The organism is Breoghania sp. (assembly GCF_963674635.1).
GTDB lineage: Bacteria > Pseudomonadota > Alphaproteobacteria > Rhizobiales > Stappiaceae > Breoghania.
In genome coordinates this window covers 1,582,565-1,594,590 of the sequence record NZ_OY771475.1, presented here as the reverse complement: position 1 = coordinate 1,594,590, position 12,026 = coordinate 1,582,565, and the positions used below count along the sequence as shown (strand labels likewise).

At 60.4% G+C, this 12,026-nt stretch carries 11 protein-coding genes; 10 read left to right on the top strand and 1 reads right to left on the bottom strand.

Translation table 11 applies throughout. The annotated features are described in order from the left end of the window. The first annotated feature begins 34 nt into the window (after positions 1-34). The 4 genes from ABGM93_RS07000 (at position 35) to ABGM93_RS06985 (ending at position 4,081) form a co-directional block, all read left to right on the top strand. On the top strand, positions 35-376 hold the full coding sequence (locus ABGM93_RS07000; RefSeq protein ID WP_321504726.1) for a metalloregulator ArsR/SmtB family transcription factor: 342 nt from the start codon (positions 35-37) through the stop codon (positions 374-376). Next, positions 373-2,304, top strand: a complete 1,932-nt coding sequence (locus tag ABGM93_RS06995) for an ABC transporter ATP-binding protein/permease (RefSeq protein WP_321504723.1) — start codon at positions 373-375, stop codon at positions 2,302-2,304. Before ABGM93_RS07000 ends, ABGM93_RS06995 begins: the two co-directional genes overlap by 4 nt. Positions 2,305-2,446: 142 nt before the next feature. Continuing rightward, positions 2,447-3,148, top strand: a complete 702-nt coding sequence (locus ABGM93_RS06990) for a phosphatidylserine decarboxylase (RefSeq protein ID WP_321504721.1) — start codon at positions 2,447-2,449, stop codon at positions 3,146-3,148. Positions 3,149-3,247: 99 nt separating this feature from the next. Further along, positions 3,248-4,081, top strand: coding sequence for a phosphatidylcholine/phosphatidylserine synthase (locus ABGM93_RS06985; RefSeq protein WP_321504719.1), 834 nt, complete (start codon positions 3,248-3,250; stop codon positions 4,079-4,081). A gap of 4 nt (positions 4,082-4,085) precedes the next feature. Here the strand turns inward: ABGM93_RS06985 and ABGM93_RS06980 are convergent, their stop codons facing one another. After that, the gene (locus tag ABGM93_RS06980) at positions 4,086-4,340 is read right to left on the bottom strand and encodes a hypothetical protein (RefSeq protein WP_321504717.1); all 255 of its coding nucleotides are present in this window, start codon (positions 4,338-4,340) and stop codon (positions 4,086-4,088) included. Positions 4,341-4,721: 381 nt separating this feature from the next. Here ABGM93_RS06980 and puuE point away from each other — a divergent pair, with 381 nt between their 5' ends. From puuE to ABGM93_RS06950, 6 genes are all read left to right on the top strand, one after another. After that, entirely contained in the window at positions 4,722-5,633 is a 912-nt protein-coding gene (puuE, locus tag ABGM93_RS06975; RefSeq protein ID WP_321504713.1) for an allantoinase PuuE, read from the top strand. A 458-nt stretch (positions 5,634-6,091) separates the two neighbouring features. Continuing rightward, positions 6,092-7,144 carry a TRAP transporter substrate-binding protein gene (locus ABGM93_RS06970; RefSeq protein ID WP_321504711.1) on the top strand — a complete coding sequence of 351 codons (1,053 nt, stop codon included), beginning with the start codon at positions 6,092-6,094 and terminating at the stop codon, positions 7,142-7,144. Between the two features lie 260 nt (positions 7,145-7,404). Beyond that, positions 7,405-7,956 (top strand): TRAP transporter small permease, encoded by a 552-nt coding sequence (locus tag ABGM93_RS06965; RefSeq protein WP_321504709.1) that lies wholly within the window; start codon positions 7,405-7,407, stop codon positions 7,954-7,956. Beyond that, entirely contained in the window at positions 7,956-9,272 is a 1,317-nt protein-coding gene (locus tag ABGM93_RS06960) for a TRAP transporter large permease (protein WP_321504707.1), read from the top strand. Before ABGM93_RS06965 ends, ABGM93_RS06960 begins: the two co-directional genes overlap by 1 nt. A 603-nt stretch (positions 9,273-9,875) precedes the next feature. Next, entirely contained in the window at positions 9,876-10,625 is a 750-nt protein-coding gene (locus ABGM93_RS06955) for an ABC transporter ATP-binding protein (protein WP_321504701.1), read from the top strand. 98 nt (positions 10,626-10,723) lie between these two features. Continuing rightward, entirely contained in the window at positions 10,724-11,974 is a 1,251-nt protein-coding gene (locus tag ABGM93_RS06950; protein ID WP_321504700.1) for an RkpR, polysaccharide export protein, read from the top strand. Positions 11,975-12,026 lie beyond the last annotated feature (52 nt).

Below are 12,026 nucleotides of genomic sequence, written 5' to 3'. Positions count from 1 at the left end.
CGATGGGGCGGAACACCTCTTTTCAGGAAATCCCATGTCGGATTTTGATGACGACAGGCTTGCCGCCTGTTTCAAGGCGCTGGGCCATCCGGCACGGCTCGCAATTCTGCGCGCGCTCGCCCAAGAGGAACGCTGTTGCTGTGGCGACATCGTGGGGCGCCTTCCTCTGGCCCAGTCAACCGTTTCCCAGCACCTTCAGATCCTGCGTGAGGCGGGGCTGATCCGAGGAGAGACGGAAGGCCGCAAGTCTCGCTACTGTCTCGACCGCGCGACACTCAAGGCGCTGGGTGATGGCACGGCGGCGCTGCTGGACCTGATCGTCGATCCGATTGCCGGGATGACCTGTTGCAAGACTGAAGAGAAGGCCTCCTTATGAGCCAGACAAGAACCAACAAGAAGGCCTCCGGCCAGCGCCGCGCGACGGTCGATGAGGCCTCCACCCTCAATACCGTGCTGAACCTGTGGCCCTATATCTGGCCTGCCGACCGGATTGACCTGAAACGCCGCGTCTTGATGGCGTTGGTTCTGCTGGTACTGGCCAAAATCGTCACCGTTCTGGTGCCTTACAGCTTCAAATGGGCGACCGACGCCCTGACCGCACCTGCCGAAGTCGGAGGGGCGGGGCTGCCGGGCTGGATGGTCGCGCCGATGATGCTGGTGGGCGTCTATGTGCTCGGCCGCATCCTGATGGTGGGGCTCAACCAGATGCGCGATGCGCTGTTTGCCCGCGTCGGCCAGCACGCGGTGCGCCAGCTTGCCTACAAGACCTTCGTGCACATGCATGAGCTTTCGCTGCGCTTTCACCTGCAGCGGCGCACCGGCGGCCTGTCGCGCATCATCGAGCGTGGTGTGAAGGGGATCGAGACCATTGTCCGCTTCACCATTCTCAACTCGCTGCCGACCCTCATAGAGTTTGCGCTGATGGCTGCGGTCATCGCCTACCAGTTCTCGTGGAGCTATGTCGGTGTTATCGCAGTGACGGTCTGGCTCTATGTCTGGTTCACCGTGCGCGCATCCGACTGGCGCATCGATATCCGCAAGGTGATGAACGAGAGCGACACCGACGCCAATTCCAAGGCGATCGACTCGCTGCTCAACTACGAGACAGTGAAATACTTCAACAACGAGCGCATGGAGGCCTCCCGTTTCGATGCCTCCATGGCCCGTTACGAGGGGGCTGCAACGAAGACATGGACGTCGCTCGCCTGGCTCAACCTCGGCCAGACGGTGATCTTCACCATCGGCATGGGTGTCTGCATGGCACTGTCGGCGCGCGCCGTCATGAACGGCACGCAGACCATCGGCGATTTCGTGATGATCAATGCGCTGCTGATGCAGCTCTCCATCCCGCTCAACATGATCGGTTTCGTCTACCGTGAACTGCGTCAGGGCCTGATCGATATTGCCGACATGTTCAACCTGCTGGCGGTGGATGCGGAAATCGTCGATGCACCGGATGCGGCACCGCTTGTGGTTGAAGGCGGCACGATCCGCTTCGACGACGTGCGTTTTGCCTATGATCCGGAACGTCCGATCCTGAAGGGCGTGTCATTCGAGGTGCCGAGTGGCAACACGGTTGCCATCGTCGGGCCGTCGGGGGCGGGCAAGTCCACGATCTCGCGCTTGATCTTCCGCTTCTACGACGTCACCTCCGGTTCGATCTCCATTGACGGGCAGGACCTGCGCTCGGTGCTGCAGGAAAGCGTGCGCGCAAAAATCGGCATGGTCCCGCAGGACACCGTGCTCTTCAACGACACCATCCGCTACAACATCCGCTACGGTCGCCCGTCCGCCACAGACGCGGAAGTGGTGGAAGCCGCGAACATGGCGCAGATAGCTGATTTTATCAAAACCCTGCCGCAGGGCTTCGATACGGAGGTGGGCGAGCGCGGTCTGAAGCTCTCGGGCGGCGAGAAGCAGCGTGTCGCCATCGCACGCACCTTGTTGAAGGCCCCGCCGATCCTCATTCTGGATGAGGCGACCTCCGCGCTCGACACCCACACCGAGCGCGAGATCCAGTCGGCGCTGGATGTCGTCTCGCGCAACCGCACCACGCTCGTCATCGCCCACCGCCTCTCCACTGTGGTCAATGCGGATATGATCCTCGTGCTTGAGGCCGGTGAAGTGGTGGAACGCGGCACCCATGCGCAACTTCTTGCCAAAAACGGGCTCTATGCTTCCATGTGGGAGCGCCAGCGCGAGGCGAGCGAGGCGGAGGAGCGCCTGCGTGCGGTGCAGGAGGCGGATGGAGACTTCATCGTTCGCCGTGGCCCGAGCGCGGAAGCGACCGCGGGAGCAGACTAGGGGCGTGTGTTCGCACAGGCTTGATCGCGACTTTGAGGCGCCATTGGTCATCGCCCGTTGATCTTCACCACCGTGATGGTGCAAACATGGCGCTTCATCGGCGCGGCATCCATCCGCCCGCATTCATTTTCAGGTAGGCGCAATGTCTCTGTTCGACACCATCAAACGTACGGCTGTCCCCATTCATCGGGAAGGGTGGCCCTTTCTCGCCATCGCGGCTGCGGCCACGCTCGTGCTGGGCTGGTTTTCGAGCTTCCTCTTCTGGATTGGTCTGATCCTGACCGCATGGGTCGCCTATTTCTTTCGCGATCCCAAGCGCGTCACGCCGGTCGTGCCCGGGCTCGTCATTGCGCCGGCCGACGGCATCGTCTGCATGGTCGGCCCGGCCACTCCGCCGGTGGAGCTCAATCTCGGCACCGAGCCGATGATGCGCATCTGCACCTTCATGAATGTGTTCAACTGCCACGTGAACCGGGCGCCGGTTACCGGGCCCGTCACCCGGGTCGCCTATCGGGCGGGCAAGTTCCTGAATGCGGAGTTGGAGAAGGCGTCTGACGACAATGAACGCAATGGTGTGGTGATCGACTCCCCCGAAGGGCGCATTGGTGTCGTCCAGATCGCAGGTCTCGTGGCGCGGCGCATCGTGTGTTTTGTGAATGAGGGCGAAAGCCTGCAGGCTGGCGAGCGCTTTGGTCTCATCCGCTTCGGCTCGCGGCTGGATGTCTACCTCCCCGCAGGCACGGCCCCCAGGGTTGCGATTGGCCAGACCATGGTGGCAGGCGAAACGGTACTCGCCGATCTTACGGTACCTGCTGGCACAGCGCCTGTGACGCGGGTGGCCTGACCCATGTCCACACCCTTCGCCCCATTTGAACCCGGCCCCAGCGGCAACGCCAATCATCGTTCCGGGCGCCCCCGTCGCTTTCAGCGGGTGCCCCTTAAGATGATCCTGCCGAACCTGGTGACCCTGCTGGCGCTCTGCTCAGGCCTCACCGCCATTCGAATGGCGGTGGAGGCCCGTTGGGACATGGCGATTGGTGCAATCGTGCTGGCTGCCGTTCTCGATGCGTTGGATGGACGCGTCGCGCGCTTCCTGCGCTCCACCTCGCGTTTCGGCGCAGAGCTGGACAGCCTCGCCGATTTCGTGAATTTCGGCGTCGCACCCGCGATCATCCTCTACATGTGGATCCTGAACGAGCTGGGGTCCTTCGGCTGGATCACGGCGCTGGTCTTTGCCATTTCCATGGCCCTGCGCCTTGCGCGCTTCAACGTGGCGCTGGATGATCCGAAAAAGCCCGCTTGGCAGGCGAACTTCTTCACCGGCACGCCTGCGCCCGCCGGCGCGCTGGTTGTCCTGTTGCCGGTCTATCTGCATCAGCTCGGTGTGCTGGACCGTTGGGCGGAGTTTGCACCCGTCGCCGTCGGCTATACCTATATCGTGGCATTCCTGCTGGTTTCCCGCCTGCCCACCTATTCCGGCAAGCGCATCGGCATGCGCATTCGCAAGGACATCGTGCTGCCGATCTTCGTGGCGGCCGTGCTGTTGGTGGCGCTGGGGGCAAGCTATCCCTTCCAGGTGCTTGCACTGGCGACCGTGGCCTATCTGGTTTCCATTCCCTTCGCGGGACGCTCCTGGCGCATGTATGAGCGCGCAGATGCCGCGCGAGCAGGGGGCGGAGCAAAAGCCGATGCCGAAGCCGTCGATCAGGCGACCCAGGCAGAGGGTGCCGATGGAGCCGGGGAAGCGTCCCCGCCCTCGACGTCATCCACATCGTGAGGGCCTACATCTCTTCGCGGTAACCCAGGGCCCGTAGCCGGTCGCTCAGATTTGCGTCGGGAAACGCCTGACGCAGAATGGCGAGCGCTTCAGCGGCGCTTGCCTGAGGGGCATTGTCCAGCAACCGCCTCATGGCCCGCAGGCGGCTGTGCAGCCCTGCGTCGATCGAATTCACGTCATGGTCCTCCAGCCCGGTATCATCCTCCGGCGCATCCGCCGTTTGGTCGACCAGAGTGAGCGAGGGTCGCATTGTCACCATCACTGTCTCCTTGCCCTTTCATCTGCCTCTATCGGGGCATGTTCAGCCTATTTGCTCGGCAAAAACGCGCTGCATACGATTAAAGGCCAAGCCTCTCAGCCATCTGTGCCTTTCTCTAGCCAGTTTCGGGCCAGTTTCTGATCTGTTTTACTGCCTATCTGACATATGACGTCTTGGTGACGACTACGTAGAGCGATTCGCTTCTCGTTTGGGGGAGCCGGGCCTGTGCGGGAGCGGTGCGGCGAGCGGTTGATTTTATCGCTCGTTTAAGCTTGCCTGAACGCAGGGGAATACCGTCGCGTCCGTTCGCGTGAACCTCGCGTGCCTCTGCCCCGACGCATCTCCAGCCGACCTGATTTTCCTTTCCGGAGTGAGACTGAAATGACCGAATATCCGCGTGACATGATTGGATACGGGCGCCACACACCCGATCCGCGCTGGCCCGATGGCGCGCGGATCGCCGTGCAATTCGTGATCAACTGCGAGGAAGGCGGCGAGAACAACATCCTACATGGTGACGCAGCCTCCGAGGCCTTCCTGTCGGAAATCGTCGGTGCCCAGCCATGGCCTGGTCAGCGCCACATGAACATGGAATCAATATACGAATACGGCTCGCGTGCCGGGTTCTGGCGGCTGTGGCGCATGTTCACGCAGCGCAATGTGCCGGTCACCGTTTATGGCGTCGCCACCGCACTCCAGCGCAATCCGGAAGCCGTGGCCGCCATGAAGGAGGCCGACTGGGAAATCGCCTCCCACGGGCTCAAGTGGGTAGAGTTTAAGGACATGCCCATCGAGGAGGAACGCGCCAGCATCGCAGAAGCGATCCGCCTCCACACGGAAGTTACCGGCGAACGTCCGCTCGGCTTCTATCAGGGCCGAAGCTCTGAAAACACCATTCCGCTGGCCATGGAGGAGGGAGGCTTCGTCTATCTCTCCGACGCCTATGCGGACGATCTTCCTTATTGGATCGCTGGACCCAATCGCCCGCAGCTCATTGTGCCCTACACGCTCGATACCAATGACATGCGCTTTGCAACCCCGCAGGGATTCAATTGTGGCGACCAGTTCTTCTCCTACCTGAAGGACAGTTTCGACACCCTCTATGCCGAGGGCATTGAGGGGCAGGCGAAGATGCTCAATATCGGGCTTCATTGCCGGCTTGTCGGCCGTCCCGGTCGCGCCGCGGCGCTTGCCCGCTTCATCGATTATGTGAAAGGCCACCACAAGGTCTGGATCGCGCGACGCATCGATATTGCTCGCCATTGGCACGAGCATCACAGCCCCGGCGCGTGATCGCCTCTCGCTTCGAGACTGCATCTGCCTCAACCTGTCGAGCAGTCTCGTCGGAAATTGGCGGGACTGCGTCGAGGCGCTGTGGAACAGGCGAGGGGATGGGCGCGCGGGGATATCCGCACCATGTCGAGGTGCTGATCGTCGTTTGAGGGGCGATCTAACGTGTTGACCTGATGGTGGTTTTCGCAATAATCCCGGCTCTGGCTCAGGTCAATTTGGACCTTGCACCTCAAGTGATAAGCGCAGGCTATAGGTGGCTAGTTTTTAAATATAAAAACTCAATAAAAACAATATCTGGTTTGCACTGCGAACAAAGAATTCAATTATCGAATTTATACTGGCAAAAGCACCGATTTTGCCGACAATGCGCTTCAGAACAGCCGGTTGGTGTAATGAGGCCGGTTGCGGGAGAGATCCGCCCCGGGTGACAAGCCCGGTGGAGAAGCTGGAGGAAAAACATGTTCAGAAAAATCGCGATCGCGGGCTGCATTGCGGTCGGTGCGTTCGCTCTCGCCGCTTCCGCACAGGCGCAGGACGTGACGCTCAAGGTTCATCACTTCCTTTCGCCGCAGTCGCCAGTTCCGAAATACTTCATCGGTCCGTGGGCGGAGAAGGTGGAAAAGGAATCCGGTGGGCGCATCAAAGTCCAGATTTTCCCCACCATGCAGCTCGGCGGCAAGCCGCCCTCGCTCTACGATCAGGCCCGCGACGGTGTCGTGGATATCGTCTGGACCCTGACCGGATATACGCCCGGCCGTTTCCCGAAGTCGGAGGCCTTTGAGCTTCCCTTTATCGCCGGCAAGGGGGCTGCGACCTCCGAGGCCGCATGGGACTATTACGACAAGAACCTTCGCGACGAGTTCAAGGATGTGAACGTTATCGCGGCCTTTGTTCATGGTCCCGGCCTGGTTCACGCGAACAAGCCGGTTGAGAAGCTTGAGGACATGAAGGGCCTGAAGCTGCGCGGTCCCACGCGCATGGCCAACATGCTGCTTGAAAAACTCGGTGCCATCCCGGTCGGGATGCCGGTTCCGGCCGTTCCGGAGGCGCTGTCCAAGCACGTCATCGATGGCGCGGTCGTACCGTGGGAGGTTTCCGTTCCGCTGCGCATTCCGGAGCTGGTCCACCACCACACCGGCTTCTCTGGCTCTCGTGGCCTGTACACCGCCTTCATGGTCTTTGCGATGAACAAGAGCCGGTACGAAGGCCTGCCGGACGACCTGAAGAAAATCATCGATAACAATTCCGGCCGCGAAGCCTCGCGTCTTGCCGGTCTTGCCATGGACAAGGGCGACATGGCCGGTCCCCCGGCGCTTGAGAAGTTGGGCGACAAGCAGACCATTCTTGATGAGGCGGAGACGCAGCGTTGGAAAGATGCTGCCAAGGACATCGAGGCGGCATGGATCGCGGAGATGAACGCCAAGGGAATTGACGGCGCCAAGCTGGTCGAGGACGCCAAGGCGGCAATCGGCACCTATGTGGACGATGAGAAACCCGTCTACGAGTTCTGATCTCAAAGACACCCGAAACAAGCCGGGGCGGTCGCGGTTTTGCGGCCGCCCCGGAGAGCGCCCTGAAGGCAAGTCGCCCGGTTCATTCGGATCCGGAGCGGGCCGAAATCAAGATATGAATACGCAGTCGTTTGGTGCGTGAGGAGACGTGTCCGACGCGCTGCATTCGGGAAGTCCGGTGAAACTGACACGGCGCGCAAGGAACGGTCTTTCGCGCAAAGGGTCCACAAAAGCCGGCGTCCTCGCAGTGGGGGAGAGAAATGGTCAAACCGGCCAAGGGGTTGGCGCCGCAGCTGGAGCAGCGCGTCGGCCGCGTTATTGAATTCATCACGCGTTGGCTCGCGATCGGCGGCGGTCTGGCGCTTGTTGCGTTGACAACGGTGACCTGCCTGAGCGTGATCGGGCGCGAATTGTCGGGTTACGTGCCGTTTTTCGGTCCCATTCAAGGGGATTTCGAGCTCGTTGAGGCCGGATGCGCCTTCGCGATCTTTGCCTTCCTGCCATGGTGTCAGATGCGGCGCGGCCATGTGACGGTGGACATCTTTGTCCAGCCGCTTGGCCCGCGTGGGCTTGCCGGGCTGTCTCTGGTCGGCAACGTCATTCTGACCGCTTGTGCGTTACTGATCGCCGTCAAGCTCGGCGAGGGGCTGATCGACAAGCGCTCCTATTCGGAAACGACCTTCATTCTTCAGATGCCCGTCTGGTGGGGCTATGCGGTGGCGCTCGTCGGCGCCTGGGTCTTCGTTCTGGCCTCCGCCTTCACCGTCTGGCGCAGCCTCAATGAAATGTTGGGTGATGGGGAGCGCGCCTGATGGGCAATATGGAACTCGCCGGCCTCAGCTTCGTCGTGCTGCTGGCGCTTATCTTTCTGCGCATTCCGATCGGCCTTGCTATGCTGGTGGTGGGGATCGGCGGAACGGTCATCGTTACCGACAGTTGGATCCCGATCCTGGCGCAGATGAAGTCGCTCACCTACGAGACCTTTTCCAGCTATTCGCTGTCGATTGTCCCACTTTTCCTGCTGATGGGGCAGTTCGCGACCCGAAGTGGCATGTCGCGCGGGCTTTTCCGTGCCGCTGCCGCCATGGTCGGCCATCGGCGCGGTGGCATCGCCATGGCCTCCGTCGCCGGTTGTGCGGGCTTTGGTGCGATCTGCGGCTCATCGCTCGCCACCGCCGCCACGATGGCGCAGGTCGCCCTGCCGGAAATGCGCCGTTACGGCTATAACGGGGCGCTTTCTACCGCCTGTCTTGCGGCGGGGGGCACACTGGGCATCCTGATCCCGCCATCTTTCGTCCTGGTGATTTACGCGATCCTTGCAGAGCAGAACATCGCAAAGCTCTTCGCAGCCGCCTTCGTGCCCGGCATTCTTGCCGCCATCGGCTATGTGATCACCATCGCGCTCTTCATGCGCTTCGACCCGGATGCTGCAAAGCCCGCCGAAAAGGCAACAGGGCGCGAACGTATCGAGGCGATGCTGGAAGTCTGGCCGGTCGTGCTGATCTTCCTTCTGGTTGTGGGCGGCATCTATCTGGGATGGTTCACGCCGACCGAAGGCGCAGCCGTTGGCACCGCGGGGACCGGCCTCGTCGCCTTCTTCCGTGGGCGGCTCGGCTGGAAGTCTCTGGGCGAGTGTATTCTGGCGACCGCCGTTTCATCCGGCATGATCTTCTTTATCGTCTTCGGAGCGGGGGTCTTCAATTCCTTCCTCGCCTTCACCCAGATGCCGCAGACCATGGCGGAATGGGTCGGCAATGCGGGCTACAGCCCCTGGCTGGTGCTTGTCGGTATCCTGCTGACCTATCTTGTCTTCGGCTGCGTGATGGATTCCGTGTCGATGATTCTGCTCACGGTGCCCATCTTTTTTCCGATCGTCATGACGCTGGATTTCGGCCTGTCGCCGGAAGAAACCGCGATCTGGTTCGGCGTGTTGGTGCTGATCGTCGTGGAGGTGGGGTTGATAACGCCGCCCGTGGGGATGAACCTCTTCATTATCAACTCCATGGCTCCGGACGTGCCTCTGACCCAGACCTATAAGGGCGTCATCTTCTTCGTTCTGTCGGACTTGATCCGCGTGGCGATTCTGACGGCATTTCCGGCCATCACGCTTGCGGTTCTGTGGATATGAACTGAGCTGAGCCGCAGTCGGTTTTGTGCGGCTTTGGAAAGGACCTGCAGAGAAGCGCTCGGGAGACTCGGTCACCCGAGCGTTTCCATTTCGAAAATCACATTTTGAATTTATGAGCTGTTATGTCATTTTCCCCGGCGTATCGGCAGGCTCGTTCAGCCGGTGGAACTTGCACGTTTTGGCTAAAAGCAAAGGGTCCGGTCTTTGCCGGGCGTTCTTTTGAAGTGCCGGTTGTGATAAAATGTCCCAAAGCTCTCGTGCTTTGTTACGATAAAGTGTCGAAAGTGTTATCTCTGTAGCGCTTCGATGTTGGTTGCATGTGAGGCCGGTTCTGGGATGGACAGGGCTTCAACGGGACGGATGCAGCGTACACGGCACGGAAAAAAGCCTGGAGAATTCAAACAGGCAGTCAAGATGAACAGGGTGTCCTCGATATCTGAGGGCAAGGAGGGCACGTTTCTCGTGCATTCCGGCGGCAGGCAGAATCTGGCAAGTGGCGAAAGCGATCTCGTGGAGATGCAGGATGATGCTCGAAGTCGGCGGAGGGGTTAAGTGAGAATAGGCCAATTGAGCCGGAGCGGGGAAGCGCAAGACGGGACCGGATTGCGCCGCAACATGGGCAGGTCGATTCTGCGTCGTGTCACGAGCACTCTGATCGATAATCGCAGAGGTGCGACTGCCGCGTCGGAGGTCGCGAGCCATCATCTGCATTTCGACAATGTGTCGAAGTACTACCGCGTCAAGACCGGCGATCATTGTGTGCTCGACAGCATCTCAATCGATTTCCCCCGTGGCCGAAATATCGCGATCCTGGGAAAGAACGGCGCGGGCAAATCCACCCTTATGCGGCTCATCGCCGGTTCAGAAGCGCCAACCTCCGGCACGGTGAGGCGCAAGACCCGCATTTCATGGCCTCTCGGCCTGGGTGCCGGGGTTCATCCGGCCCTGAGCGCAATGGAAAACTCACGCTTCATTGCCCGAATCTACAATAGCGACCCGCGGATGGTGGAGGAGACGGTGCGCGAATTCGCTGATATCGGCTCCTATTTCGACATGCCGGTGCGGACGCTGTCGTCCGGCATGCGGGCGAAAGTAAATTTCGGGCTGAGTATGGCGATTCAGTTCGATTGTTACCTCATCGATGAATTGACGGCCGTCGGCGATGCGCGTTTTCGCCAAAAATGCAAAGACGCCTTTGATCAGCGCCTGAACAATGCAGACGTGATAATGGTTTCTCACCAGGCGGCAACAGTTAAGAGTTTTTGCGACATGGCAGCAATTTTGAAGAATGGGAAACTCAGCTTCTATGATTCGATTGACGAGGCGACTGAAATCTATCGAGAGCTTGCGTAATGCAAGATAGTCCCAAGACACCGGATTCACGACGTGAGCCGGGGGCGCAGGCAGGTGCGGCCGGCGGCGTTCAGATGCAGCAAGGCGGAGCGAGGCTTGTGAGCGAGGCGCCAGAACCCACCGTGGTGCGTTTGCCCGAAGGGCGCGGCGCCGGCAAGCCGATCGCGCAGCCCGGCCATGGCGGCTATCCGGATCATGCGCGCGCGCGCGCCGCGCACTCGGCGCGTCATTCTCTGATCGCTCAAGCCAGGTCTTTCGGCATCGGCAAGATATCGTTCGTGCTGTTGGTGCTGCTGCCGACGCTCGTGACCGGGCTCTATTTCGCGTTCATAGCCTCCGATCAGTACGCGGTCGAAGCCCAATTTGCCGTTCGCTCGAAGGAAACCGGCGGCGGATCCATGGATGGGCTGACGCTGCTCAGCGGCATAACGGGATCCGCTCCAAGTACGTCCGACAGCTATATCGTCGAGAACTTCATCGGTTCGCGCGATCTGGTCGGAAAGATCGATGAAGATCTGAACCTGCGGCATCTCTATGCGCGACCGGAGGCGGATTTCTTCGCCTCTGTTGATCGCGAAGCGCCGATCGAGGATCTCGTGGAGTACTGGCGCACGATGGTGACCACGGAGTTCGACAAGTATTCCGGCATCATCACGCTGACCGTGCGCGCATTTCGTCCCAAAGATTCCGTTGTCGTTGCCCAGAAAGTGATCGGATTCAGCGAAGCTCTCGTGAACGACCTGTCCAGACGGGCGCGTGAAGATGCGGTCTCGGAAGCCGAAAGCGAAGTCGCGCGCGCGGAAAACCGGTTGCGACTGTCCAGGCGGGCTGTCGCTCGGTTTCGAGGCGAAGAGCGCCGGTTAAACCCGGTTGAAACCGCGAAGGCCCGCGAAAAGATCATTGCGGAGCTGGAAGGTCAGCGGGCGATGCTGGAAACCGAGCGATCCGCGGTTGTGTCCATGAGCCCGAATTCGCCTCGGCTGACATCGATCGAGTCGCAGATCCAGGCCGTCGCCAAGCAGATCAATGCCGTTCGTTACCAGACGAACCAGACCGATGGCAAAGGCGAAGGCACCCTGAATCAGCAGTTGTCGCAGTACGAAGAGCTCGAGACTGAACGCGAATTTGCGGAACGGGCTTATGTCTCCTCACTCGCGTCCCTGGAAAAGGCACGGCTGGAAGCGGTCAGTCAGAATCGCTATCTGGCGGTTTTCGTGCAGCCGAGGCTGCCGGATCTCGCATCCTATCCGCAGGGCCTGCGCTGGACCATCACGGTGCTCGCGGCGGCGTTCCTTTTCTGGGCGATATCCGGTCTTATTGTCGCAAGTGTTCGCGATCACATGGCGTGATAGTAAGTTCCAGCAATGTGTGGATTCGGGATAGTGCGACTGGTTGCAAGGA